The organism is Rivibacter subsaxonicus (assembly GCF_004217215.1).
Taxonomy (GTDB): domain Bacteria; phylum Pseudomonadota; class Gammaproteobacteria; order Burkholderiales; family Burkholderiaceae_C; genus Rivibacter; species Rivibacter subsaxonicus.
On the sequence record NZ_SHKP01000006.1, the window covers coordinates 301,493 to 326,662 of the forward strand.

The 25,170-nt window shown below is 70.5% G+C and carries 28 protein-coding genes; 9 read left to right on the forward strand and 19 right to left on the reverse strand.

The genetic code is table 11. The annotated features are described in order from the left end of the window. The first annotated feature begins 211 nt into the window (after positions 1-211). Positions 212-646, forward strand: a complete 435-nt coding sequence (locus EV670_RS11320; RefSeq protein WP_130432099.1) for a GNAT family N-acetyltransferase — start codon at positions 212-214, stop codon at positions 644-646. Positions 647-676: 30 nt separating this feature from the next. Here EV670_RS11320 and EV670_RS11325 read toward each other — a convergent pair whose 3' ends face one another. From EV670_RS11325 to pqqA, 10 genes are all read right to left on the reverse strand, one after another. Continuing rightward, positions 677-1,639, reverse strand: a complete 963-nt coding sequence (locus EV670_RS11325; RefSeq protein WP_130432101.1) for a tripartite tricarboxylate transporter substrate binding protein — start codon at positions 1,637-1,639, stop codon at positions 677-679. Next, positions 1,636-2,520, reverse strand: a complete 885-nt coding sequence (locus EV670_RS11330) for an ABC transporter permease (RefSeq protein WP_130432103.1) — start codon at positions 2,518-2,520, stop codon at positions 1,636-1,638. Before EV670_RS11330 ends, EV670_RS11325 begins: the two co-directional genes overlap by 4 nt. Continuing rightward, positions 2,502-3,668 carry a type 1 periplasmic-binding domain-containing protein gene (locus EV670_RS11335; RefSeq protein ID WP_130432105.1) on the reverse strand — a complete coding sequence of 389 codons (1,167 nt, stop codon included), beginning with the start codon at positions 3,666-3,668 and terminating at the stop codon, positions 2,502-2,504. The genes EV670_RS11330 and EV670_RS11335 overlap by 19 nt, the downstream gene beginning before the upstream one ends. Then, entirely contained in the window at positions 3,665-4,627 is a 963-nt protein-coding gene (locus tag EV670_RS11340) for a PQQ-dependent catabolism-associated beta-propeller protein (RefSeq protein WP_130432107.1), read from the reverse strand. The genes EV670_RS11335 and EV670_RS11340 overlap by 4 nt, the downstream gene beginning before the upstream one ends. 16 nt (positions 4,628-4,643) lie before the next feature. Beyond that, a complete protein-coding gene (locus tag EV670_RS11345; protein WP_130432109.1) occupies positions 4,644-5,360 on the reverse strand; it encodes an ABC transporter ATP-binding protein in 717 nt (238 codons plus the stop codon). Between the two features lie 28 nt (positions 5,361-5,388). Beyond that, positions 5,389-6,612, reverse strand: coding sequence for a pyrroloquinoline quinone biosynthesis protein PqqE (gene pqqE / locus EV670_RS11350; RefSeq protein WP_130432111.1), 1,224 nt, complete (start codon positions 6,610-6,612; stop codon positions 5,389-5,391). Beyond that, positions 6,612-6,869 (reverse strand): pyrroloquinoline quinone biosynthesis peptide chaperone PqqD, encoded by a 258-nt coding sequence (gene pqqD / locus EV670_RS11355; RefSeq protein WP_130432113.1) that lies wholly within the window; start codon positions 6,867-6,869, stop codon positions 6,612-6,614. Before pqqD ends, pqqE begins: the two co-directional genes overlap by 1 nt. Before the next feature lie 82 nt (positions 6,870-6,951). Next, on the reverse strand, positions 6,952-7,698 hold the full coding sequence (gene pqqC / locus EV670_RS11360) for a pyrroloquinoline-quinone synthase PqqC (RefSeq protein ID WP_130432115.1): 747 nt from the start codon (positions 7,696-7,698) through the stop codon (positions 6,952-6,954). Positions 7,699-7,704: 6 nt separating this feature from the next. After that, entirely contained in the window at positions 7,705-8,640 is a 936-nt protein-coding gene (pqqB, locus tag EV670_RS11365; protein ID WP_130432117.1) for a pyrroloquinoline quinone biosynthesis protein PqqB, read from the reverse strand. Between the two features lie 241 nt (positions 8,641-8,881). Then, entirely contained in the window at positions 8,882-8,995 is a 114-nt protein-coding gene (pqqA, locus tag EV670_RS19000) for a pyrroloquinoline quinone precursor peptide PqqA (protein WP_207225057.1), read from the reverse strand. A gap of 50 nt (positions 8,996-9,045) precedes the next feature. Here pqqA and EV670_RS11375 point away from each other — a divergent pair, with 50 nt between their 5' ends. From EV670_RS11375 to dut, 3 genes are read left to right on the forward strand one after another with little or no spacing between them, the layout of a single operon-like run. Then, positions 9,046-10,083 (forward strand): alpha/beta fold hydrolase, encoded by a 1,038-nt coding sequence (locus EV670_RS11375; RefSeq protein ID WP_130432119.1) that lies wholly within the window; start codon positions 9,046-9,048, stop codon positions 10,081-10,083. Positions 10,084-10,117: 34 nt separating this feature from the next. Then, a complete protein-coding gene (gene coaBC, locus EV670_RS11380) occupies positions 10,118-11,371 on the forward strand; it encodes a bifunctional phosphopantothenoylcysteine decarboxylase/phosphopantothenate--cysteine ligase CoaBC (RefSeq protein ID WP_130432121.1) in 1,254 nt (417 codons plus the stop codon). A 26-nt stretch (positions 11,372-11,397) separates the two neighbouring features. After that, positions 11,398-11,850, forward strand: coding sequence for a dUTP diphosphatase (gene dut, locus EV670_RS11385; protein WP_130432123.1), 453 nt, complete (start codon positions 11,398-11,400; stop codon positions 11,848-11,850). Here the strand turns inward: dut and EV670_RS11390 are convergent, their stop codons facing one another. Next, a complete protein-coding gene (locus EV670_RS11390) occupies positions 11,851-12,477 on the reverse strand; it encodes a LysE family translocator (protein WP_130432125.1) in 627 nt (208 codons plus the stop codon). It abuts the gene before it with no gap. After that, positions 12,477-12,998: an FKBP-type peptidyl-prolyl cis-trans isomerase gene (locus EV670_RS11395; protein WP_130432127.1), complete on the reverse strand. Its 522-nt coding sequence runs from the start codon at positions 12,996-12,998 to the stop codon at positions 12,477-12,479. Before EV670_RS11395 ends, EV670_RS11390 begins: the two co-directional genes overlap by 1 nt. A 33-nt stretch (positions 12,999-13,031) precedes the next feature. Between EV670_RS11395 and EV670_RS11400 the strand changes: the two genes are divergently transcribed. From EV670_RS11400 to EV670_RS11410, 3 genes are all read left to right on the forward strand, one after another. Continuing rightward, positions 13,032-14,249 (forward strand): JmjC domain-containing protein, encoded by a 1,218-nt coding sequence (locus EV670_RS11400; RefSeq protein ID WP_130432129.1) that lies wholly within the window; start codon positions 13,032-13,034, stop codon positions 14,247-14,249. Further along, complete coding sequence (locus EV670_RS11405; protein WP_130432131.1) at positions 14,191-14,817, forward strand: hypothetical protein; 627 nt, start codon at positions 14,191-14,193, stop codon at positions 14,815-14,817. The genes EV670_RS11400 and EV670_RS11405 overlap by 59 nt, the downstream gene beginning before the upstream one ends. A 152-nt stretch (positions 14,818-14,969) precedes the next feature. Further along, positions 14,970-15,221, forward strand: a complete 252-nt coding sequence (locus EV670_RS11410; protein WP_130432133.1) for a hypothetical protein — start codon at positions 14,970-14,972, stop codon at positions 15,219-15,221. Positions 15,222-15,313: 92 nt separating this feature from the next. Here the strand turns inward: EV670_RS11410 and EV670_RS11415 are convergent, their stop codons facing one another. The 7 genes from EV670_RS11415 to EV670_RS11445 form a co-directional block, all read right to left on the reverse strand. Continuing rightward, complete coding sequence (locus tag EV670_RS11415; protein WP_130432135.1) at positions 15,314-16,093, reverse strand: MBL fold metallo-hydrolase; 780 nt, start codon at positions 16,091-16,093, stop codon at positions 15,314-15,316. A 39-nt stretch (positions 16,094-16,132) separates the two neighbouring features. Beyond that, complete coding sequence (gene bamC, locus EV670_RS11420; RefSeq protein ID WP_242616928.1) at positions 16,133-17,284, reverse strand: outer membrane protein assembly factor BamC; 1,152 nt, start codon at positions 17,282-17,284, stop codon at positions 16,133-16,135. Between the two features lie 119 nt (positions 17,285-17,403). Next, on the reverse strand, positions 17,404-18,285 hold the full coding sequence (dapA, locus tag EV670_RS11425) for a 4-hydroxy-tetrahydrodipicolinate synthase (protein WP_130432137.1): 882 nt from the start codon (positions 18,283-18,285) through the stop codon (positions 17,404-17,406). Between the two features lie 60 nt (positions 18,286-18,345). Further along, a complete protein-coding gene (locus EV670_RS11430; RefSeq protein ID WP_130432818.1) occupies positions 18,346-18,867 on the reverse strand; it encodes a class I SAM-dependent methyltransferase in 522 nt (173 codons plus the stop codon). Positions 18,868-18,908: 41 nt separating this feature from the next. Then, the gene (locus EV670_RS11435; protein WP_130432139.1) at positions 18,909-19,814 is read right to left on the reverse strand and encodes an SDR family oxidoreductase; all 906 of its coding nucleotides are present in this window, start codon (positions 19,812-19,814) and stop codon (positions 18,909-18,911) included. A 115-nt stretch (positions 19,815-19,929) separates the two neighbouring features. Then, entirely contained in the window at positions 19,930-21,171 is a 1,242-nt protein-coding gene (locus EV670_RS11440) for an MFS transporter (protein WP_130432141.1), read from the reverse strand. A gap of 48 nt (positions 21,172-21,219) precedes the next feature. Beyond that, entirely contained in the window at positions 21,220-21,726 is a 507-nt protein-coding gene (locus EV670_RS11445) for a polyhydroxyalkanoate granule-associated phasin (protein WP_130432143.1), read from the reverse strand. Positions 21,727-21,855: 129 nt separating this feature from the next. On the opposite strand from EV670_RS11445, the gene EV670_RS11450 reads away from it, so the two are divergent. Together EV670_RS11450 and EV670_RS11455 are read left to right on the forward strand one after the other, a co-directional pair. Beyond that, positions 21,856-23,112 carry a D-amino acid dehydrogenase gene (locus tag EV670_RS11450; protein ID WP_130432145.1) on the forward strand — a complete coding sequence of 419 codons (1,257 nt, stop codon included), beginning with the start codon at positions 21,856-21,858 and terminating at the stop codon, positions 23,110-23,112. A 60-nt stretch (positions 23,113-23,172) separates the two neighbouring features. Continuing rightward, positions 23,173-25,158: a DNA topoisomerase IV subunit B gene (locus EV670_RS11455; protein WP_130432147.1), complete on the forward strand. Its 1,986-nt coding sequence runs from the start codon at positions 23,173-23,175 to the stop codon at positions 25,156-25,158. Positions 25,159-25,170: the final 12 nt, after the last annotated feature.

The following is a 25,170-nucleotide window of genomic DNA, read 5'->3' on the forward strand; positions in this document are numbered from 1 at the left end:
GAACGCCAACCGACATCGAGGGTACGGCGGCGGCGGCTTCGGAGGATGCGGTGCCCCCGGGCGAGCGGGGGGCTTCCAGCCGCAGCCGGGCCGGGCATCGATGCGTCTCGAACGCGATGGGCCCGGCCACGACGTGGAGGCGGCCGGCATGCTCGAGCACATGCTTGTGCCGCTTTACGCGGGTCGCGGCGCGGCCTAGGCTCCGCCTCGAATGAGCAGCGCCGCACCACTCCTCTTTGGCAGCACCGACACGCCGTCGGACGAGCAACTGCTGGTCGTCGACACCGGGCTGGAGCAGCACAACCACGCGGTGGCGCCGCTCGCCGACGTCAGGCCGCTGGCGGCCTTCGCGACCGAGCCCTCGGGGCAGATCGTCGGCGGCGCCGTCGGGCGGACCTGGGGCGCCTGCTGCGAGCTGCTGCAGCTCTGGGTTGCGCCGGCCTACCGGGGCGCCGGCGTCGGATCGAGGCTGCTCGAGGCCTTCGAGGCTCACGCCAGGGCTCGGGCCTGCACCGTGTTCTATCTCACCACTCTGAGCTTCCAGGCGCCAGACTTCTATCGCAAGCATCGCTACGCCGTGCTGGCGCAGATCACGGGCTACCCGAACGGCATCGTCAAGTACCTGATGCACAAGACCGAGGCCTGAGCGGCGGTTGCCGCGCGTCGGCCGCGGCGCTCAGCCGCCCTGCCTGGCCAGGCCCAGGCGCTCCACCACCCGCTTCTCGTAGGCGAAGGCCTCGCGGCAGGCCTGTGCGTAGTCGGCCGGGCCGAGGTAGGCCAGCTCCTGGTCGGAGCGCGCGAGTTCGGCCGCGAAGGCCGGCTCCAGCATCGCGGCGCGAAAGCCGTCGTGCAGCGTGGTGACGAGTTGCGGGCTCAGCCCGCGCGGGCCGGCCAGTCCGTAGGGTGAGCTGGCTGCGATGCCGTAGCCCAGTTCCTTGAGCGTCGGCACCTGCGGCCAGCGCCGGCTGCGCTGCTCGCCGAAGGTGGCGAGCAGGCGCAGCTTGCCGTTGTCGACGAAAGGGCCGAAGGCGGTCGAGCCCACCGCCGCCATCACCTGCCCCGCGGCCACCGCCAGCGCCTGCTCGGCCGCGCCCTTGTAGGGCACGTGGATGTAGCTGAGGCCGCGCTGCAGCATCAGTTCCTCGAGCACCACATGCGGCGTGGTGCCGACGCCGTTGCTGGCGATCGAGACCTGGCCCGGCCGCGCCTTGACCGCGGCGAAGACCTCCTCGACGCTGCGCCAGGGGCTGTCGGTCGCGACCACCATGCCGAAGGTGGTGCCGGAGAGCTGGATGATCGGCGTGGTGTCGCGGATCGGATCCCACAGCAGCTTCTGCGTGTGCGGCGCGCGGAACACCGTCTGCGGCATCTGGGCGATGGTGTGGCCGTCGGGCGCGGCCTGCTGCAGCACCGGCATCGCCAGCGTGCCGCCGGCGCCGGGCCGGTTCTCGACGATGACGCGGGTGCCCAGGTGGTGCGAGGCGGCCTCGGCCAGCACCCGCATCGACAGGTCGGTGCCGCCGCCGGCCGGCCAGGGCAGCCAGAGCGTGACCGGGCGCGCGAGGAAGGGCTCCTGCGCACGCGCGCTGCCCAGGCCGACGGACGCGGCCGCTGCGGCGAGGAAGCGGCGCCGGGTCATGGTGGACCGCCACCGCCGCGCTTGGCGAGTTGGCCAAAGCCGCGCTGCGGGTCGTAGCCCCAGCAGGCCAGCACGAAGAACGCGACCGCGCAGCCCAGCACCACCCACGGCGCGATGCCGGGGTCCTTGCCGTGGATGGCGAAGCGGATCCATTCGATCGCGTGGGTGAAGGGATTGAGCCGCGCGAGCTGGTAGACCCAGTCGGCGCCGGCCTCCTGCAGCTTCCACAGCGGGTAGAGCGCGGTGGAGATGAAGTACATCGGGAAGATCACGAAGTTCATGGTGCCGGCAAAGTTCTCGAGCTGCTTGATGTGCACGCTCAGCAGCAGGCCGAGCGCGCCGAGCATGAAGGCGCCGGCCACGATGGCGAGCAGCGCCGGGAACGCGTGCCAGGTGAAGACCGGCAGCTCGGTGCCGATCAGCAGCGCGACCGCGACGAAGGCCAGCGCCTGCAGCACCGAGAGCAGCGCGGTCGCGAACAGCTTGCAGAACAGGATCCACGGCCGCGGCAGCGGCGCGGTGAGCAGCAGGCGCATCAGGCCCATCTCGCGGTCGTAGACCAGCGCCAGGCTCGACTGCATGCCGTTGAACAGCAGCACCATGCCGATCAGCCCCGGCACGATGTAGACCTCGTAGGGGATGTAGGTGTCGTAGGGCTCGACGATCGCGATGCCGAACACGTTGCGAAAACCCGCCGCGAACACCGCCAGCCACAGCAGCGGTCGCACCAGCGCCGAGACCAGGCGACCGTACTGCTGGCTGAACTTGAGCAGTTCGCGCAGCGAGATCGCGCGCAGCGCCTGCAGAAAGTGCAGCACACCGTGGCGCGCCTCGCTGCGAGGCGCCGCGACGGCGGGAGTCTTCAGCGCGGCGTCTTGCACAGCTTCTCCCCGGCATCGGCGCCGAGCGTGTCGAGCACGTTGCTCGGATGCAGGATGCCCTCGATCGGCGCGGTGGCGATCACGCCCTGGCCGTCGCTGAGCAGCATCGGCTGGCGCAACTGGCCGTCCCAGGCGCGAAAGCTCATCTGCACGCCCTTGCTGCCGTCGAGCTGCAGCTTGGGCAAGGCTTGCGCCCAGCTCGCCGGCGTGCCCTTGGGGGCGCCGGCGGCGAGTTGCACCAGCGCCTTGCCGGCCATCCACGCGGCCCAGTCCTGCGCCAGCATCGGTCGCTTCGCGCTCTTGGCAAAGCGGCGCGAAACCTGCGGTGCGCCGAAGCGTTCGAACTGCGCATGCCAGCCCAGCGGCACCAGGCCGGCATCGCCGACCACCGGTCGCGGCAGCACGGTGCGAAAGGGCAGGCTGCGCGCGAACTCGCCATCGCTGTCGACCACCCAGACCACGTCGTAGGCGGTTCCCGCGGTGAGCAGCAGCGGGTTGGCCAGCTCGCGCTCGCGCGGATCGGCCGAGAGCTTGAAGGGGCGGGTGGCCACCACCTGCAGCCCGTAGCGCTTGAGTGCGGCCTGCGCCACCTGGGCGCGTAGCGCGTCCTCGGCGCTGGGGCCGGTGAGCAGCAGCAGCTTGGACCATTTGCGCGCGACCAGGGTCTGCGCCAGCGCGTCGGCTCGCATGCGCTCGCTCGGCAGCAGGTGATACAGGCGCGCACGGCAGTCCTGCTGGCGCAGCCGGTCGTCGGCGGCGCCGACGTTGAGCAGCGGGATCTTTACCGCGTCGGCCACCGCCAGCAGCCAGTCGGCGGGCAGGTCGGTGACCAGTACCGCGGCACCCGACTTCTCGGCCGCCAGCGCCAACGCGCGGGCCGAGGCGGCGTCGCGCGCTGCCTTGGCGTCGAGTTGCACCTGGGTGCCGGCCGCATCGAGCTCGAAGCTGCTGTCGGCCAGCGCCATCTGCAGACCCTGCTCGGCGCTGCCACCCGGATGGCCGAGGAAGTCGCGCTCCAGCCGCGTCCGCTCCAGGCGCGGGTCGTCCTCGATGCTGATCAGCGTGGCCTTGAGCGGTGCGGCGACGGCGACGGCCGCCGCCAGCCACAGCACGCCGCCGGCAAAGGAGTTGCGCAGCGGCAGCCTCATTCCACGATCACCACGCCGTAGGGCACGCGCCCGACCGGGATGCTCTTGATGGCCTTGGCCGCCGCGACGTCGACCACCGTCACGTCGTCGCTCATGCCGTTGACCACCAGCAGCTTCGACTCGCTCTTGTCGAGCGCCACGTTCCAGGCGCGCTTGCCGACCAGCACGTTGTGCGTGACCTTGCGCGTAGCCACGTCGACGAAGGCCACGTGGTTGGCCTTGCCGAGGCCCACGAAGGCGCGCTTGCCGTCGGCACTGATCGTCACGCCGACCGGCGTGATGTCCTCGGCGCGCGCGCCCTTGAGCGAGAAGCGGATCGTGTCCTTCACGCTCAGGTCGGCCAGCGAGACGATGCTGACGCTGGCGTCGAGTTCGTTGGTGATCCACAGCTCCTTGCCGTCAGGCGTGATCGCCATGCGGCGCGGGCGCTTGCCGACCGCGATGTTCTTCTCGACCTTGGCGGTGGCGGTGTCGATCACGTGCACCATGCTCGCGACCTCGCTGGTGACGAACACGCGCTTTCCATCCGGGCTCACCTTCACGCCCTCGGGCTCCTCGCCGACCTTGACGGTCTTGAGCACCTTGCCGCTGGCGGCGTCGATGAAGCTGGCGCTTGCCTCGTCCTCGTTGGAGACGTAGGCCACCTTGCCGTCGGGCGAGAGGTCGAAGGCCTCGGGTTCCTCGCCGAAGGGAATGCGGCGCACCGACTTGCGCGTGGCGATGTCGATGAAGTCGAGCTGGCTGGAGTCGGTGCAGGCCACCATGATCTGCTTGCGGTCGGGCGTGAGCTGAACGTGGCGCGCGCGCTTGCAGGTCGGCACGGTGCCGGTGACGGCCAGGGTCTTGAGGTCGATGACGGCGAGCGAGTTGTCCTTCTCGCTCGAGATGAAGGCGGTCTGGGCCGAGGCCGGGACGACGATTGCAGCGGTCAGCGCGGCGAGGGCAACAAGGTTTCTCATGGTCTCCTCGTGAGATTCAGTGGCTGGTCTTCGAGATGAACCCGGCTTCGAGCGTGGGTTCCCCGAGCGCGCTCGTGACTTCTTCCCGAGTGCCGTCGGCCAGCAGCTTGCCCTTGTGCAGCACCAGCACGCGATCGGCCTGCTCGGCCTCTTCCACCCAGTGCGTGGCCCACAGCACCGAGACGCCCAACTCGCGCACATCGGCCTGCAGCGTGCCGAGCAGGTCGCGCCGCGACTTTGGGTCGAGTCCGACGGTGGCCTCGTCCATCAGCAGCAGCGGCGGCCGGTGCAGGCTGGCGCGCACCAGTTCGATCTTGCGTCGGTTGCCGCCCGAGAGCTCGCGAACCTTGCGGCCGAGGTCGGCGTCGATGGACAGTCGCGCGCAGTCGTCGCGGATGCGTTGCTCTGCAAGCGCCCGCGGCAGGCCCTGCAGGTCGGCCTGGAACAGCAGGTTGCGCCGGATCGAGAGATCGAGGTCGAGCGAGGCCTGTTGAAAGACCACACCAAGCGAGCGCAGCGCGGCCGAGGGCTCGCGCTTGAGCGAATGGCCACCGACGATGATCTCGCCGGCGTCGGCGGCGAACAGCCCGGTGACGAGCTGGAACAGCGTGCTCTTGCCGGCGCCGTTGGGGCCGAGCAGCACGCAGAAGCTGCCGGCGCCGATCTCGAGCGAGAGGGCGTCGAGCGCGGTGCGCTCGCCATAGCGCTTGGTCAGGCCGCGGATGCTCAGCATGCGGCGATTCTGGCCATCGCCGCTGCCATCAGCGCTCAGCGTTTGCCAGCACAGGCGCCGTGGTGGCAGCGTCCTGGGTGGCGCGCGCCGGCAGCTCGTCGAGCGCGCGCGAGTTGACATCGGTGCGGAACCACAGCGCGCCGGCCTTGCCCGCACCGGGCACGAAGCGCAGCGGATGCTCGGTCGCCACGGGTTGCGAGGCCTGAGCCAGCACCGCGTCGATCAGCCCGCGATCCGGGCTCTTGGGGCAGACCGGGTCGGTGGCGGTGGCGTCGCCGGTGACCAGGAAGGCCTGGCAGCGGCAGCCGGCGTGGTCGATCTCGTGCTGGTCGCAGGAGCGGCAGGTCTCGCTCATCCAGGCCGTGCCGCGGTAACGGTTGAAGGCCTCGCTCTCGTGCCAGGCCGCGGCCACGCTGTCGTGCCTGAGGTTCGGGAACTGCATGCCGCTGCTCTCGAACATGCGCGCGCTGTGGCAGGGCAGCGCCAGGCCGTCGGGTGCCACGACCATGAACACCGCACCCCAGCCGGCCATGCAGGGCTTGGGCTTGGCGTCCACGTAGTCGGGCGACACCCAGAAGATCTTCATGCGGCCGGCCAGACGTGCCTTGTGCTCATCGACGATCTTCTCGGCGGCGATCAGGTCGTCGGGCGCCGGCATCAGCGCCTGGCGGTTGAGCCAGGCCCAGCCGTAGTACTGGGTGTTGGCGAGCTCGAGGTAGTCGGCGCCGATCTGCTCGGCCATCTCGATGATGCGGCCCACGTGCGGCAGGTTGTAGCGATGCAGCACGCAGTTCATCACCATCGGGTAGCCGAGGCTCTTGATCGTGGCGGCGACCTTCTGCTTGAGCTCGAAGGTGCGGGTGCTGGAAAGAAAGTCGTTCAGCTCCTTCGTCGAATCCTGAAAACTGAGCTGAATGTGGTCGAGCCCGGCGTCCTTGAGCGCGCGGGCGCGTGCCTCGGTGAGGCCGACGCCCGAGGTGATGAGGTTGGTGTAGAAGCCGAGCGCGCGCGCCTCGGCCACCAGTTCCTCGAGATCGTCGCGCAGCAGCGGCTCGCCGCCCGAGAGGCCGAGTTGCACCGCGCCGAGCGCGCGCGCCTCGCGGAAGATCTTCTTCCACTCCTCGGTCGAGAGTTCGCTTGCATGCGCCGCGTAGTCGACCGGGTTCGAGCAGAACACGCAGTGCAGCGGGCAGCGGTAGGTCAGCTCGGCGAGCAGCCAGAGCGGCGGGCCGACGGTGGTCGCGGCAGCCATCAGGCGATCCAGCCGCGCAAGCGGGCATCGGCCAGGAACTCGTCGACGTCGGCGCGCAGGTCCGGCTCGCCGAAGCTGCGTTCGAGGTCGGCGGTCAGCGCCTCGACGCTGGTGTTGCCATTGCAGCGCTGCAGGATCTCGCTCGCCGGCCCGTTGAGCTTGACCATGCCCTCGGGGTAGAGCAGCACCCAGGCCTCCTGCGCCGGCTCGAACTGCAGGCGGAAGCCCGGCGCGATACGCGGTACGTTGCCGGTCATGCCGACCCCTCGTCCGGCGGGTACGCCGGTCGATCCCCCGAGGGGATGCGGCCCGGCTTGGGGCGGCCCGGCGCTCGGTCCGTCATGGCCGCAACTCCGGCGCCAGATCGTCGGGGTAGGCGCGGTCCACGGCGTCGAGCAGGGACCACAGCACGTCGAGCTTGAAGCCGAGGATCGCGACCGCGCGCTGTTGCTTCGCCCGCGTGTCGCCGTAGGCCAGCGCCACCTCCAGGCCATGCTCGACGTCACGCTGCGCCAGCGGGATGCGGCTGCGGAAGTAGCCGAGGCCGCTGGCGTCGATCCACGGGTAGTGGCTCGGCCAGCCGGCCAGGCGGTCGGCATGGATCTTCGGCGCGAACATCTCGGTCAGCGAGGAAATGATCGCCTCCTGCCATGGCGCGCGACGCGCGAAGTTCACGTAGGCATCGACCGCGAAGCGTACGCCGGGTTGGACATGCCTGAAGGTCCACAGATCCTCGCGCGACAGCCCGACCGCGGTGCCAAGCGCCGACCAGGTCTCGATGCCGCCAGCGTTGACGCCCGCGAAGTCGTCGCGGCCGTCATGGTCGAGCAGGCGCAGCGCCCAGCGCCGGCGCGTCGCGCGATCCTCGCAGTTGGCCATGATCGCGGCGTCCTTCATCGGGATCGCGTGCTGGTAATAGAAGCGGTTGGCGACCCAGCCGCGCACCTGGAACGGCGCGAGTGCGCCACTGTTGAGGCGGCGGTTGAAGGGATGGTGGATGTGATAGCGCGATTCGAGCGCACGCAGCCGCGCCTCGAACTCGGCGGCCGACCAGGGCAGGGCATCGTGGGGCAGGGCGGCGGTCATGCTGGGTCAAACCTCTATCAACAAGCCATCGTAGGCCACGTCGATGCCGGCCGCATCGAGCCGTGCCCGCTCGGGCCCGCGTTCATCGAGGATCGGGTTGCTGTTGTTGATGTGGATCAGCCACTTCTGCGCGCCGCGACAGGCGGCCAGCGCGTCGATCATGTTCGGGCTGCCGGCAGCGGAAGTCTGCGGCAGGTGGCCCATGTCGGCGGCGCGCTTGATTCCGAGGCCGGCCGTGATCATCTCGTCCTCGGTCCAGAAGGTGCCGTCGACCAGCAGGCAGTCGGCGTCGCGCATCCACTCCATCTCGGCCGGCCCGACCGCGGCCAGGCCGGGTGCGTAGAAGGTGCGCTTGCCGCTGGCGCGGTCGGTGATCTCCAGGGCGATGTTGTCGCCGACCTGGCCGTTGTTACGGTGCGGCGAGTAGGGCGGCGCCTTGCCGGGAATCGCGATCGCGCGCAGCTGCAGGCTGTCTTCGAAACCGGCAATGTCGAACTCGGCGACATGCCGATCGCCGGCCACCGGGATCTCGTGCCAGCGCACGCCGCAGTAGTGCGAGAGCACGCCGGCCAGCGGCAGCCCGGTCGTCAGGTCCTCGCGCACGCAGGGCGTGGCGTGGAGTTCGATCGGAGGTCCTTCGCGCAGGCTCAGCAGGCCGGTCACGTGGTCGATCTGGGCGTCCATCAGCACGACTGCCTCGATCGGCGTGTGGCGCAGGCCATGCCGCGGATGCAGCAGCGGCTGGCGGCGCAACTGGGTGCCGACGTCGGGCGAGGCGTTGAGCAGGATCCAGTGCTCGCCATCGGGCGAGACCGCGATCGAACTCTGGGTGCGTGCCTGGATGTGGCGGCTGCCGTCGCGCGCGCCACGGCATAGCGGGCAGCCGCAGTTCCACTGCGGCACACCACCGCCGGCACCGGAGCCGAGCACGAGCAGCTTCATGGGAGGGGGGAATGTTGATCGGCCGCCGGGGCGGACAACCGAGCGAGAACCGCGGTGCGGCCCTCGGGGCGATGCGGAGACCTCGAAGCGAGGCGCACCGCACCGCGGGGTCGTTTCCCTGACAGCCAGCTACGCTTCATGCCACCTCCATCACCCGGGAACGGGACACCGGCCCTGCAGCCGGCGAGCGATGGTGACAGCTTCGAAGCGCTTGTGCCTGGGGATCCGACCTGATGCGCATTCACCGCGACGAGATGTACATCGTGATCTCGAAGCCGAAGCGCAGGTCCTGGAAAGCAGGTTTCGTCCACTTCATACCGATTTCCTTCTGATGGATGTCGCAACATGAGCTCATGTGCCCGGTCGATGCGATAACGGTCCGGACCCTTCAAATTTGCAAGACGCATGCCGCTTTCGCCATCTCCTGATCCCGACGCTATCGACGAGATAGCCGGTGGCCGCCGCCGGCTCACGGTCGGCGACGGCCACCGCCTGTGGTGGACCGAGCGCGGCGATCCGGCCGCGCCCGCCCTGCTGGTGCTCCACGGCGGCCCCGGCGGCCGCACGCGCGAGCCCACGCTGGCCTGGTGGCAGGGCCTGCCGCTGCGCGTGCTCGCCTTCGACCAACGCGGCTGTGGCCGCAGCCAGCCGAGTGGTTCGCTACAGCACAACACGCTGGCGGCGCTGGTCGAGGACATCGAGGCCTTGCGGGTCGAACTTGGTGTCGGGCGCTGGGCGCTGGCCGGCGGTTCCTGGGGCGCGCGGCTGGCGCTGGCCTACGCGGCGCAGCACCCGCAGCGCGTCAACGGCCTGTTCCTGCGCAGCCCCTTTCTGGGCTCGCGGGCCGAGACCGCCCGCTACATCGAGCCCTGGTTCGACTGGCTGGGGATGCGTGGCCGGGCCTGGGTGGGCGAGGCGGCGGCGCAGTCGCTGAGCAGGCTGTACCAGGCCGCGCCGGCTTCGTTCGACGCTGACACAGGGTTCACCCGCGGCGGCGATCCGGCCCAGACCTTGCCGGAGTGGCTCGACGACACGCGCCTGGCCCGCGCCTGGGCCGAGTTCGATGACGGGCAGTCCTTGCCGGGCGGCGTGCGTCGTGCGGGGAAGCTCTTCACCGAGCCGACCTCGGCGACCGGCCGCGACGATGGCCTCGCGTCCTGGCGCGTCCATGCCTGGCACGCGCTGGCGCACTGGGGCTGCGCCGACCCGGGGGCAGGTGCCTGGCCCGAGGCTGAGCAACTGTCGCGGGCCTGGAGCGGGCCGGTGTCGATCGTTGCCGGCGCCGAGGACGCCTGCTGTGATCCGGCCCTGGCGCGGCGGCTGGCAACGCTATGGCCGCAGGCCTTGCTGCAGATCGTGCCCGGCGCCGGCCACCGGCTCGACGACCCGCTGCTGGCAGCGGCGCTGGCAGCCGCGGCGCGAGCCTTCGGCGCGCCGCCATAATCGCGGCGCCCTGCCAGCCTCGCATCACACCCGCATGAGCCTCGCCCCCGTCCGCCCCGACCTTGCCGGCAAGCGCCTGGTGCTGGCGCTCTCGGGCGGCATCGCCTGCTACAAGGCGGCCGAGCTGTGCCGGCTGCTGGTGCGCTCCGGCGCCGAGCTGCGGGTCGTGATGAGCGATGGCGCGCAGCGCTTCATCACGCCGACCACGCTGCAGGCGCTGTCGGGCCGGCCGGTCGTGACCTCGCAGTGGGACGCGTCCGGCGAGGCCAACGCGATGCCGCACATCAACCTCACGCGCGGCGCCGATGCCATCGTGCTGGCGCCGGCCAGCGCCGAGATGATCGCGCGCCTGGCTCAGGGCCGCTCCGACGAGATCGTCAGCCTGACCTGCCTGGCGCGGCCGCTGGCCACGGGCCATGGCCTGGTGCCGCTGCTGGTGGCGCCGGCGATGAACCGCGAGATGTGGGCCCACCCGGCGACGCAGCGCAACGTCGCCCAGTTGCGCGCCGACGGTGCGCTGGTGCTCGGCCCCGACGCCGGCGACCAGGCCTGCGGCGAGATCGGCGACGGCCGCATGCTCGAGCCCGAGGCGCTGCTCGAGGACATCGTCGCGGCCCTGAGCCTCAAGCCGCTGGCCGGGCGCAGCGTGCTGATCACCGCCGGCCCGACCTTCGAGGCGATCGACCCGGTGCGCGGCCTGACCAACCGATCGAGCGGCAAGATGGGTTTCGCGCTGGCCCGCGCCGCGCGCGAGGCCGGCGCCACGGTGACGTTGGTCGCCGGCCCGGTGCACCTGGACACGCCGCGCGGCGTGGCACGCGTGGACGTGCAGAGCGCGCAGCAGATGCAGGACGCGGTGCTGGCGCGTGCCGCGGCGCACGAGCTCTTCATCGCCACCGCCGCCGTCGCCGACTGGCGCCCGCTGCAACTGGCCGAACACAAGATCAAGAAGAACGGCAAGAAGCAGCCACCGGCGCTCGAGCTCACCGAGAACGCCGACATCCTCGCCGCCGTCGCCGCGCTGCCCAGGCCGCCGTTCTGCGTCGGCTTCGCGGCGGAGAGCGAGAACCTCGCGGCGCACGCGCGTGAAAAACTCGTGCGCAAGAAGCTGCCGCTGGTGGTCGGCAACCTCGGCCCGGCCACCTTCGGCCGCGACGACAACGCCCTGCTACTGGTCGACGCCGACGGCGAACAATCGCTGCCCGCCGACGGCAGCCAGGCCGACAAGCTCACGCTGGCGCGTGCGCTGGTGGCCGAGATCGCGCGTCGGCTGGCGGTGGCGCGCTGAGTTTTCTTTCCCTTCTCCAGACTCCGATGACCCCGACGATCGACGTGCGCGTGCTCGATGCACGCATGCAGGACTGCCTGCCCGCCTACGCCACCCCCGGCAGCGCCGGCCTCGACCTGCGCGCCTGCATCGACGCGCCGCTGGTGCTCGAACCCGGCGCCACGGTGCTGATCCCGACCGGCCTGTCGATCCACATCGGCGACCCCGGCCTGGCGGCGATGATCCTGCCGCGCTCGGGCCTGGGCCACAAGCACGGCATCGTGCTCGGCAACCTGGTCGGCCTGATCGACTCCGACTACCAGGGGCCGCTGATGGTGAGCTGCTGGAACCGCGGCAGCACGGCCTTCACGATCCCGCCACTGGAGCGCATCGCGCAGCTGGTGATCGTGCCGGTGGTGCAGGCGGCGTTCCGCGTGGTCGAGAGCTTCGAGGCCAGCGCGCGCGGCGAGGGCGGCTTCGGCTCGACGGGGACGCGTTGATCAGCGCGGCTGGAACAGCAGCCGCAGCCCGAGCAGGATCATCACCGCGCCACTGGTGCGGAACACGGCGCGCAGTGCGCGGTCGCTGCGGCGCAGGCGCTCGCTGAGCACGCCGGCCGCGAGTCCCGCGGCGGCCTGCACAGCGATGCCGATCACGGCAAAGGCCAGGCCGAGCGCCAGTGCGTCGGCGGTCGGCGTGCTGCTTGTGCGCGGTACGAACTGCGGCAGGAAGGCGAGGAAGAACAGCGCCAGCTTCGGGTTCAGCAGCGCCGACAGCGAGCCCTGCAGGAACAGCGTCGCGGCGCCCGCGCGGTCGCCGGCGGCCTGCACGTCGAAGCGCGGGTCGGCGCGCCAGAGCTGGATGCCGATCCACAGCAGGTAGAGCGCGCCGGCGATCTTGAGCACCATGAACGCGGTCTCGGAGGTGCGCAACAGCACGCTGACGCCGAAGGCCGCGAGCAGGATGTGGGCGGCCAGCCCGAGCGTGAGCCCGGCCGCCGAGACCAGCCCGGCGCGCGGCCCCTGCGCCAGCGCGCGCGAGACCACGTAGATCATGTCCGGTCCGGGCGTCAGCGCCAGCGCGAGCGAGGCGCCGAGGAACAGCGCCCATTGGATGTCGGGCGACATCAGTGCAACTGCTGCGATCCGGGTGCGGTGGCCAGCACCGTCAGTGCCGGCGAGCCGACGCTGCCCTGCTCGATCTCTTCGTCGGTCGCCTCGCGCACGTCGCGCACCTTGAGCGCGAGCACCAGCGCGACGCCGGCCAGCGGGTGGTTGCCGTCGAGCACCACGTGGCTGTCGTAGATCTCGGTGATCGAGTAGACCGCATCGCGCGGCATGTCGGGCGTGGTGGCACCCTCGGGCAGGCCGTCGAACTGCATGCCGGCCTCGATGTGCTCGGGAAACAGCGAGCGGTCCTCGAAGCAGACCAGTGCAGAGTCGTAGTCGCCGAAGGCATGCTCGGGTTCGAGGTGCAGAGTGGCCTCGAAGCCGACGTCCTGGCCGATCAGGGCCTCCTCGACCTTGTCGAGCAGGTCCTCGCCGCCGACGAAGAACTCCATCGGCTCCTTGAGCTCGTCGATCAACTGGGCTTGGGTGTCTTCGAGCCGCCAGGTGAGGCTCACGACGCAGGGGTTCGCAATCAGCATCCGGAAATGATAGCGGCCGGCACAATCACGCCCATGCCGCAGCCCGAACTCGATACCGTCACCCCGCTGCTCGCGGGCCTGAGCCCGCGCAGCTTCATGCGCCGGCACTGGCACAAGCGGCCGCTGCTGATCCGCGGCGCGGTCGACGTCGCGCGGCCCTTCGTCGATCGCGCCGCGCTGTTCGCGCTGGCCGCGCGCGAGGACGTGGAGTCGCGCCTGGTCGAGCAGCGCAAGTCGGGCTGGCAGCTGCGCCACGGTCCCTTCGAGCGCGGCGCGCTGCCGCCGGTCGCGCGCGCCGGCTGGTCGCTGCTGGTGCAGGGCGTCGACCAGCAACTGGACGCGGCGCACGAGCTGCTGGCGCGCTTTCGCTTCGTGCCCGACGCGCGCCTCGACGACCTGATGGTCTCTTGGGCCAGCGACGGTGGCGGCGTCGGCCCGCACTTCGATTCCTACGACGTGTTCCTGCTGCAGTTGCAGGGACGGCGGCGCTGGCGCATCGGGCGCCTGGCCGACCCCGAGCTGCTGCCCGAGTTGCCGCTCAAGATCCTCGCCAACTTCGAGGCTGAGGAAGAGTTCCTGCTCGAGGCGGGCGACATGCTCTACCTGCCGCCGCGCTGGGCCCACGACGGCGTGGCCGAGGGCGAGTGCCTGACGGCCTCGATCGGCTTTCGCGCCCCGACCCGCGACGAACTGGCGCGCGCCCTGATCGAGCGCATGCTCGACGACGAGGAAGACGACGAGACGCCCGATGCCTCGCCGCGCTTTCGCGATCCGAGCCAGGTCGCCACGTCGAGCCCGGCCGACATTCCGGCGCGCCTGCAGATCTTCGCCGCCGAGGCGGTGGCGCGGCGACTGCGCGACGCCGACGCGATCGCGATCGCCCTCGGCGAGTGGCTGACAGAGCCCAAGCCGAACGTCTGGTTCGAGGCCGGTGCGCCCATCGCTGCCGGCGTGGCGCTGGCACTCGACCGGCGCACGCGGATGCTGTATGACTCGCGCCATGTGTTCATCAACGGCGAGTCATGGCGCGCGGCGGGCGCCGATGCGCGCCTGCTGCGTGCGCTGGCCGACACCCGGCGGCTCGAGCCGCGGGCACTGGCGCGCGCCAGTGTCGGTGCGCGCGAACTGCTGGCACGCTGGTGCAAGGACGGCTGGTTGCGCCTGGCCGAAGCGATGATGGGAGAGGCGAGAGATGAGTCCGAGCGATCTGCAAGCTCCGTCCGGAACCGACGAAACGCGCGCCGAGCCTGAGCTCGGGCCGCTGGCTTGGGAGCCGGGTGACGGCGCCGATCTCGGCCCGCTGCTGCGCACCGCCGAGCCGGCTGCGCCGCAGGCACTTGAGGACACCGAACTGATCGACTCGCGCGTCGACTTCCACGCCGCAATCCGTGCGGCCTTGCAGGAGGCGAGCGACGCCGGCGCGAGCGAGCTGTGGCTGTGCGATCCAGACTTCAGCGGCTGGCCGCTCGGCGAGCGCAGCATCGTCGAACTGCTGGCAGGGTGGATCGACTCGCGGCGTCGCCTGACCCTGGTGGCGGCGCACTACGACTGGCTCGCGCTGAACGCGCCGCGTTTCATCGCCTGGCGTCGCCAGTGGTCGCACGTGGTGGATTGCCTGATCGCCCATGTCGACGATGCTCCGCGCCTGCCAAGCCTGCTGCTGTGGCCGGACCACCTGCAGTTGCGCCTTTCGGATGCCGAGCGCATGCGCGGGCGCAGCAGTCGCTCGGCCACGGACCTGACGGCGAGTGCCGAGTTGATCGACGCGGCGGTGCAACGTGCCGAGGGCAACTTTGCCGCCACTACCCTCGGCCTGTGAAGTAAAGCAACGGAATCGGGCTACAATTTGAGGCTAGGCATGGCAATGCTTTTCAGGCATTCCTCGTCTTGCCCTGTTCCGGCGATCCTCTCGCCAGCGGGTGCTCCAATTCCGGAAATCGTTCGTCTCCCTTCTTCGTTGAGGATCTATTCATGAACAAGTCGCTCCTGCTGGCCCTGATCGCCGCTGCCGCCCTTGCCGCTTGCGGCAAGAAGCCTGAAGAGGCCGCTGCCACCGCCGCCGGTGCTGCTGCTACCGCCGCCTCGGCCGTCGCCGAAACCGCTTCGGGTGCCGCCAGCGCCGTGTCGAGCGCTTCTGACGCCGCTGCCAACGCTGCTGCTGGTGCCGCTGCCGGTGCCGCCAGCGCTGTCGACGCCGCCGCCTCGGCCGCTGCCACGAAGTAATCGTCTCCCGGCGGGCCGCAAGGCCTGCCGACGATGCAAAGAGCCGCCCTCGGGCGGCTCTTTGCATTTCTGCGTCGTCGTTGCGCTGCGGCTCAACGCAGACCGAGCCAGTCGAAGCCCTGCGCCGCATCCGCGACGACGATGTCGGCGGGCTCGGTGCCCAGCGCTGCGGCCAGCGCCTGTGATGCCAGTTCGGGCCGGTTGTTCTGTTCGCTCAGATGGGCCGCCACGACGTGGCGCAGACCGGGATGCGCCACATGGCGCAGGATCTCGGCGGCGCTCGCGTTGGCCAGATGGCCGAGGCGGCCGCCGATGCGCGCCTTCAGCGAGGCCGGGTAGCGCGAAGCGGCGAGCAACTGCGGATCGTGGTTGCACTCGAGCAGCAGCGCGCTGCAGTCGCGCAGTGCCTGCAGCAGGTGGTCGGTGATCGAGCCGGCGTCGGTCAGGATGCCCAGGCGAACCACGCCGTCGTCGAGGCTGAGCTGGAGCGGCTCGGCCGCATCGTGCGGCACGGTGTAGGGCCGCAGTTCGAGCGCGGCCAGCGTGATCGCTTCACCATCGCGCGCGATGTGGAGCAGGCCGGCGTCCAGCACCGGCTCACCGATCGCGCGCCAGGTGCCGCGGCTCATCCACAGCGGAACGCGATGGCGGCGCGCGAGGGCGATCGCACAGCCCACGTGGTCGCCATGCTCGTGGGTGACGAACACGGCCTCCAGCGCGTCGACCGCGAGGCCGCAACGGGCCAGCCGGCCCTCGAGTTCGCGCAGCGTGAAGCCGCAGTCGACCAGCACGCGGCTGGTGGCGGCGCCGTCATGCGCCTCGACCAGCGTCGCGTTGCCGCTGCTGCCGCTGCCGAGGCTGCGAAAGCGCATGGTCTGACCCGGTGGCCCAGGCAGCGCGAGCGCCGGCGGCTATTTCAGCTCGTTGACCAGCACCTTGAGGATGCCCTGCGCGGCGTCGTCGTTGAGCACCTCGCCCTGCAGGTTCTGCACCGCCAGCGTCGTCGCCTGGCCCTCGCCCTTGAGCGCGACGCGATAGCGCGCCGGGCCCGAGTTCTGGGGTTTCTTCTCGCCGCCGCTGAAGAGGCCGAAGACCTTGTCGGTCCAGCCCGGGTCGCCCTTGCCGATCATGCTCGGGTCGATGTAGCGCACGAAGAACAGGCCCTGGGCGCGGTCGCGGTCTTCCACCGTGAAGCCGCTGCGGTCGAGCGCGAGGCCGACCCGGCGCCAGGCGCGGTCGAAGGGCTCGTCGACCTGCATCGCGGTGCCGGTGGCGGCCGGCAGCATGCGGGCACGGGCCGGCAGGTCGGAGGCTCCGGTCGCCGCGACCTGGGCCTTGACCTGTTCTTCCTGGGCGCCAAGCTTGGTCATCAGGCGCGCCAGCATGGCGGCCTCGAGCTGCGGGTCGGCCGGGCGCGGGCGCCAGGTCGTGCTGACCTTCTGCTGGTCTATGTAGACCTCGACCATGCCGCGGTGCGAGATGAAGATCTCGCTGCCCGTGGGCGTGCGCTCGATGCGGGTGCGGAAGCTGTCGCGTTCGCCGGTGTCGTAGAAGTTGTCGAGCACCTTGCCGAGCGTGTTGCGGATGATGTCCTGCTGCAGCTTGGCCCGGTTCTCGTTCCAGTTGGTCTGCATCACGCCGGCGTCGCGCTGTTCCACATCCAGCGTGAAGCCGTTCTCGGTCCAGAACTGCGACAGCTGCGGCCAGACCTGGTCGGGCGTCAGCGTGGTGCTGAGCCAGCGCGTATCGCCGTCGCGCATCAGCTTGACATTGCCGACCTGCGTCGGCGCCACGCCGGTGGCGCTTTGCAGCACCGGGGTCGGGGCCGCGCCACCCTGCAGTGCCGAGGCGTTGACGGCGCCGGCCACCGGCGCGTAGCGCTGGTCGCGCTGCAGCGCGCTGAGGTCGGGCGGCACCTCGAGCGACACCTGCTTGGTGCCCGAGTTCTTGTAGTCGACCTTGTCACCCTCGAGCGAGGAGTTGATCGACGAGCAGGCGGCAAGAGCGGCAGCCAGGGCCAGCGGCGACAGGCGCAGCAGCGACGAAAGACGGGAACGGATCACGGGAGCAGTCTCCGGAAGGAACTGGGGCCACGCAGGGCGGACAAGGGAGGCCGCCAGCGAGCGGGGGGCCGACAGACGATAGAAGGAAGACACGCGCGGCGCGAAGGGGGGACTCGGATTCAAAGCAGGGCGCTGTCGCGCAGCGCCTGCTCGACGGCGGCCTCGCCGGCCGCCGTCAGCGGCAGGATCGGCAGGCGCAGGCCGGCGGCGCAGCGGCCGAGCCGCGCCAGCGCCCACTTGGTGGGCGCCGGGCTCGGCTCGCAGAAGAGCTGCTTGTGCAGCGGCAGCAACTGCAGGTGGATCTCGCTGGCGCGGCGGGCCTCGCCCTTCATCGCGGCGACGCACAGTTCGTGCATCAGCCGCGGCGCCACGTTGGCGGTGACGCTGACGTTGCCATGGCCGCCGAGCAGCATCAGCGCGACCGCGGTGCTGTCGTCGCCGGAGTAGATCGAGAAGCCCTTGGGCGCCTGCTTGACCAGCCAGCCGGCGCGCTCGATGCTGCCGCTGGCTTCCTTGACGCCGACGACGCCCGGCACCTGCGCCAGGCGCAGCGTGGTCTCGACCGACATGTCGGCCACCGTGCGGCCGGGCACGTTGTAGAGCACGACCGGGATGTCCACGGCCTCGGCGATCGCCTTGAAGTGCTCGTAGATGCCCTGCTGGCTCGGCTTGTTGTAGTAGGGCACGACCTGCAGCGTGCAGTCGGCGCCGACGCGCCTGGCGTACTCGCTGAGTTCGATCGCCTCGCGCGTGTTGTTCGAGCCGGCGCCGGCCATCACCGGCACGCGACCCGCCACATGCTCGACCGCGACCCGGATCACCTCGCGGTGCTCCTCGTGCGTGAGCGTGGGCGACTCGCCGGTGGTGCCGACGACGCCGATGCAGTCGGTGCCTTCGGCAATCTGCCAGTCGATCAGGCGGCGCAGCGCCTCGAAGTCGACGCTGCCATCCTCGCGCATCGGCGTGACGAGCGCGACGATGCTGCCAACAATTGCTTTCATGGGATCGGTGTCCTGCGAATCCCGCGATTCTACTGGCGCGCCCGGCGCCGGTTTGGGGTCTCAGTCGAGCCTGTTGCGCGGCGGTGCTGCGCCTGGCGCCACGTCCTCGCGCAGCGCCGCGATGCGCTGCACGAAGCGCGGCGGGCCGTCGACAAAGCCGTCCTCGTAGGCCACCACGCGCAGCCCTTCGCGCGCCGCCAGCGCCAGCAGTTCGCCCGGCTGCAGCAGGAAATCGGGGTTCGACGGCCGGCCCACGCTGGCGTTGCCGGCGGCAAAGGTCTCGTGCAGCCACCAACCGCCGGGTGCGACGCAGGCCAGCGTGGCCTCCAGCCGCGGCCGCCACAGGTAGTTGGTGACGATCACCGCGTCGAAGCGGCGGCCTTCGAGCGGCCAGGGGCCGGACTCCAGGTCGGCGGCGAGCAATTCGGCCGCAACGCCCTGCAGACCGGCCAGCGCCGCCGCGTCGCGGTCGGCCGCCGTGACCCGGTGGCCGAGCGCCGCCAGCGCCCGAACATGGCGGCCCGAGCCGCAGGCGAGGTCGAGCACCCGGCTGCCGGCCGGCCAGTGGCGGGCGAAGCGCATCACCCAGGGCGACGGCGCCAGCGCGCCGTGCGGGGTGGTGCTCACGAGGTCTTCGGGTGCGCCGCCTCGGCCTGCGCCTCGCGCGTCAGCGCGGCCATCACGATGCGGTCGACCACGCCCGGTGCGATCAGCTTGAGCCAGCGGCCGAGCTTGCCCTTGGCGGTCATCACCACGTCGCGCCGGCGATGGTCGATGCCGTCGAGGATCAGGCGCGCGCACTCGGCCACCGGCATGGCGTCGCTTTCGTCGAGCCCGCTCTTGCCGGCCGGCTGGCCGGCGGCGTTGAAGCCGCGCAGGCGGATCTGGGTGTCGACCACGCCCGGGTAGGCCAGCGTGACGCTGATGCCGTGCGCCGAAACCTCGGTGCGCAGCGCCTCGAAGAAGCCGTTCATCGCGAACTTGCTGGCGCTGTAGGCGGTGCGGCCGGGCACGCCGTTGAGGCCGGCCAGGCTCGAGACCCCGACGATGCGGCCGCGGCTGGCCTTCAGGTGCGGCAGCGCGGCCTGGGTGCACCAGACCGCGCCCCAGAGGTTGATGTCCATCAGCCGGCGGTACCAGCCGAGGTCGGTGACGTCCTCGAACAGCGCGTGGGCCGACATGCCGGCGTTGTTGACCAGCACGTCGATGCGGCCGAAGCGCGCCACGGTGGCGGCGACCAGCGTCTTGCAGTCGGCCTCGACGGCGACATCGCAGCGCTGGACCAGCGTTTGCGCGCCGAGCGCGGCGCATTCGGCGGCGACATTGGCCAACTTGTCCTCGCTGCGCGCGGCCAGCACGAGGGCAGCGCCAGCCTTGTCGCGCGCGGCGATCTGGCGCGCCAGTTCGGCGCCGATGCCATCGCTGGCGCCGGTGATGACGAAAACTTGCGGACCGGCGCCGGGCCGCCCCAAGACGTTCGCCGCCCCCTCGGGGGGCTGCGAACGAAGTGAGCTTGGGGGCACGGTCATCAGAAGCAACTCCAGATGCGGTTGGCGAGATCGACCACGACGCCAGGCTGGAGGTAAGCCATGAACACCGCGAGCAAGGCGCCCACGGCGACCGTCCAGGCCAGCGCGCGCCGCATCATGCCGCCACCGGCACCGGGCGCCGGATCGCGCTTTCCCGTACCGGCAGGTTGATCAGCGCCGCGAAGACGCCGAGCGCGACCGCGAGCCACCACACCACGTCGTAGCTGCCGGTCGAGTCATAGAGCCGACCGCCGAGCCAGACGCCGAGGAAGCTGCCGATCTGGTGCGCCAGGAAGACGAAGCCGCCGAGCATCGACATGTGCTGCACGCCGAAGATCTGCGCCACCGCGGCGTTGGTCGGCGGCACCGTCGACAGCCACAGCAGGCCCATCACGGCCGAGAACACATAGACGCTGGTCGGCGTCAGCGGCAGCAGCAGGAAGGTGACGATCGCCACCGAGCGCAGCGCGTAGATGGCGCTCAGGATGTGCTTCTTGGCCAGGCGCTGGCCGAGCACGCCGGCGGCGTAGGTGCCGAACACGTTGAACAGGCCGATCAGCGCCAGCGCGGTGGTCGCCACCGTTGGCGACAGGCCGTGGTCCTTGAGGTAGCTCGGCATGTGCACGCCGATGAACACGACCTGGAAGCCGCAGACGAAGTAGCCCGCCATCAGCAACTGGAAGCTGCGGTAACCGAAGGCCTCGCGCACCGCCTCGCCGATCGGCTGCGAATGATGGCCGGCCAGCGCCGCCGGCCGTGCCGGCTCGCGCAGGCCGAAGGCCAGCGGCACGATCAGCAGTGCGGCGCCACCCAGCAGCACCAGCGATTCCTGCCAGCCGACGTTCGAGATCAGCCAGTTCGAGACCGGCACCATCAGGAACTGGCCGAAGGAGCCGGCCGCCGCGGTCAGTCCCATCGCCCATGAACGACGCGCCGCCGGCACGTTGCGCGCGATCACCCCGTAGACGATGGCGTAGGTGCAGCCGGCCTGGGCGATGCCGATCAGCACACCCGTGCTCAGCGTGAAGACCAGCACCGTGCTCGCCAGCGCCATGCCGGCCAGCCCGATCGCGTAGAGCACGGCCGAGCCCATCAGCACGCGCAAAGCGCCCGAGCGGTCGGCCAGCATGCCGGCAAAGGGCCCGGCTAGGCCCCAGCACAGGTTCTGCAGCGCGATCGCGAAGGAGAAGGTCTCGCGTGACCAGCCGCGCTCCATCGTGATCGGCTGCAGCCACAGGCCGAAGCCGTGGCGGATGCCCATGCTCAGCGTGACGATCAGCGCGCTGCACAGCAGCACCTGGCCGAGGGAAAGGGCCGGCGAGTGTTCGGCCGCGGCCGGGCTGGAAGTCACGCTCATGGCGGGCAATGTAGCCAAGCGCGCCGCCGCCCGCCGGCGGCCGCCGTATCACCCCTTTGCGAGGCGGCGCGCGTTGGCGGTGGCCTTGGCGTGGATCGGTGCCAGGCCGCGTCCGGCGACCCGGGCGCCGGCGTTGGAGGCATGTGCCGCAGCCTTGCCGGTGGCCTGCAGCGCGTTGGCCAGCGTCTTGCCGCGGGCCATGGCCTGGGCCGGTGTGCGGCTGGCGCCAAGCGCGCCGGCGGCGGCCGAGGCGCGGCTCGCGGCCTGCCACCAGCGCAGTCCCAGGTCCCAGGGCAGCGCCATCATCTGGGTGCCCATCGCGGTGGCCGATTCGCGCGCCGCGTCGACCTTCTCGCTGCCCATGCGCACGAACTCGCGGCGGTCGCGTGCATTCGGCTGCGGGCCGGCGCTGGCCATGCGTTGCGTGCGATGCGTGATCACCTGGGCCGCGGCCATCAGCATCTCGGTGTTGCGGGTGGCCAGGTCCAGCCAGAGTTGCTGGTTGCCGAACATCGGGTTCCAGGGGTTGGGCGGGGTGCGCTTGCGGTACTTCATGGGCTGCTCCCTGCGGCAGCGGCGCTGCCTCCAGCTTCATTGTGCTGAGCTTGTTGACACCGGGCTTGCGCCAATACCCCCACGTATTGAAGGATGATCCGAACCGACAACAGCGGATGGAGGCAGGGCATGAAGGTGCTGGTGCTGGGCAGCGGGGTGATCGGCACCTCGATCGCGTACTACGCGGCAAGGGCGGGCCACGAGGTCACGGTGGTCGATCGCCAGCCCGGGCCGGCGCTGGAGACCAGCTTCGGCAACGCCGGCGAGGTCTCGCCGGGCTACTCCTCGCCCTGGGCCGGGCCGGGCGTGCCGGCCAAGGCGATCCAGTGGATGCTGATGACCCACAGCCCGCTGGTGATCTGGCCGATGCTCGATCCCAAGATGTGGCGCTGGGGATTGCAGATGCTGGCCAACTGCACCGAGCGCGCCTACGCGCTCAACAAGAGCCGGATGGTGCCGATCGCCGAGTACAGCCGCGATTGCCTGAGAGCCCTGCGCACCGAGACGGCAATAGCCTACGACGACCGCGCGCTCGGCACGCTGCAACTGTTCCGTACCCAGAAGCAGCTCGATGGCACCGCCAAGGACATCGAGATCCTCAAGCAGTACGGCGTGCCCTGGGAACTGCTCGACCGCCCCGGCTTCGTCAAGGTGGAGCCAGCCCTCGCGCTGACCCAGGACAAGTTCGTCGGCGCGCTGCGCCTGCCCGGCGACGAGACCGGCGACTGCTTCAAGTTCACGAACCGGCTGGCCGAGATGGCGCAGGGGCTGGGCGCGGTCTTCAAGTTCGATACCAGGATCGACGGTCTCGCCACCGAGGGCGGACGCATCACCGGCGTACGCACCAGCGCCGGCCTGCTGACGGCCGACCGCTACGTGGCCGCGCTCGGCAGCTACACGCCGCAACTGGTGGCGCCGCTCGGCCTCAAGCTGCCGGTCTATCCGGTGAAGGGCTACTCGATCACGGTGCCGATCACCGATGCCGCCCACGCGCCCGAGTCGACCATCATGGACGAGACCCACAAGGTGGCCGTCACGCGCCTGGGCGATCGCATCCGCGTCGGCGGCACCGCCGAGCTGGCGGGCTTCAGTCTGGCGCTGCGCGAGCCGCGTCGGGCCACGCTCGAGCATGTGGTGAGCGACCTGTTCCCGCGCGGCGGCGACGTCGGCAAGGCCAGCTTCTGGTGCGGGCTGCGGCCGATGACGCCGGACGGCACGCCGATCATCGGACCGACGCCGGTGCAGAACCTGCTGCTCGCCACCGGGCATGGGACGCTGGGCTGGACCATGGCGGCCGGCACCGGGCGGGTGATCGCCGACCTGCTCTCGGGGCGGACGCCGGAGATTCCGATCGATGGGCTGACGATGGCACGCTACGGGCGTTAGCACACGACGCGGCAGGCGCCGCGCGGAGCTGGCAACACCCGCTGCCTAGAATCCGCCGCCATGGCAGTCTCCCCGCAGAAGAACACTCCCGCCGCCTACGGCGAAGCCTCGATCCGCGTGCTCAAGGGCCTCGAGCCCGTCAAGCAGCGACCGGGCATGTACACCCGGACCGACAACCCGCTGCACATCGTGCAGGAGGTGATCGACAACGCCGCTGACGAGGCGCTGGCCGGCCATGGCAAGCGCATCAACGTCACGCTGTTCGCAGACGGCTCGATCGGCGTCGAGGACGACGGTCGCGGCATTCCCTTCGGCCTGCACCCGGAGGAACAGGTGCCGGTGGTCGAGATCGTGTTCACCCGGCTGCATGCCGGCGGCAAGTTCGACAAGGGCGCGGGCGGCGCCTACAGCTTCTCGGGCGGCCTGCACGGCGTGGGCGTCAGCGTCACCAACGCGCTGTCGACGCGGCTGGAGGTGGTGTCGTACCGCGAGCGCCAGGCCGCGACCATCGCCTTCAGCGGAGGCGATGTGATCGAGCCGGTGGCCGTGCGCGCCGCCACCAACGCCGATCGCAAGCAGGGCACCTCGGTGCGCGTCTGGCCCGACAAGAAGTACTTCGAGAGCGCCGAGCTGCCGAAGCCGGAGCTGGTGCACCTGCTGCGCAGCAAGGCGGTGCTGATGCCGGGCGTGACGGTCACGCTCAAGCACGAGAAGTCGGGCGAGATCCAGACCTGGCTCTACAAGGGCGGCCTGCGCGACTACCTGCTGCAGACGCTGAATGCCGAGCCGGTGATCCCGCTGTTCGAGGGCGAGCATTACGCCGAGGACGGGGAGACCGAGAACTTCGCCGAGGGCGAGGGCGCGGCCTGGTGCGTCGCCTTCACCGACGAGGGGCTCGCGGTGCGCGAGAGCTACGTCAACCTGATTCCGACGGTGGCCGGCGGCACGCATGAGAGCGGCCTGAAGGACGGTCTGTTCCAGGCCGTCAAGGGCTTCATCGAGATGCACGCCTTGCTGCCCAAGGGCGTCAAGCTGATGCCCGACGACGTCTGGAGCCGCGCCAGCTTCGTGCTCTCGGCCAAGGTGCTCGACCCGCAGTTCCAGGGCCAGATCAAGGAGCGGCTCAACAGCCGCGACGCGCTGCGGCTGGTCTCGGCCTACGTCAAGCCGGCGCTCGAGCTGTGGCTCAACCAGCACGTGGAGTGGGGCCGCAAGCTGGCCGAGCTCGTCATCAGGCAGGCCCAGGCGCGCCAGCGCGCGGGGCAGAAGGTCGAGAAGCGCAAGGGTTCCGGCGTGGCGGTGCTGCCCGGCAAGCTGACCGATTGCGAGAGCCGCGACATCAGCCTCAACGAGGTCTTCCTGGTCGAGGGCGACTCGGCCGGCGGCAGCGCCAAGATGGGCCGCGACAAGGAGACGCAGGCGGTGCTGCCGCTCCGAGGCAAGGTGCTCAACGCCTGGGAGGTCGAGCGGGATCGCCTCTTCGCCAACAACGAGATCCACGACATCGCGGTGGCGATCGGCGTCGATCCGCATGGTGTGAGCGACGAGCCGGATCTCTCCGGCCTGCGCTACGGCAAGGTCTGCATCCTCAGCGACGCGGATGTGGATGGCTCGCACATCCAGGTGCTGTTGCTGACGCTGTTCTACCGCCACTTCCCCAAGCTGATCGACCGCGGCCACATCTACGTGGCGCGGCCGCCGCTGTTTCGCGTCGACGCGCCGGCGCGCGGCAAGAAGCCGCCGGCCAAGCTCTATGCGCTCGATGAGGGCGAGCTGACCGCGATCCTCGACAAGCTGCGCAAGGAAGGCTGCCGCGAGAACGCCTGGACCATCAGCCGCTTCAAGGGCCTCGGCGAGATGAGCGCCGAGCAGCTCTGGGACACCACGCTGAACCCCGAAACCCGGCGCCTGTTGCAGGTGGGTTTCGGCGCCATCGACGCCGCCGGCACCACGGAACTGTTCGGCCAATTGATGGGCAAGGGCGAGGCCGCGGCGCGGCGCGAGCTGATGGAACTGCACGGGGACGCGGTCGAGGTGGACGTCTAGCCTGCGTTTCGG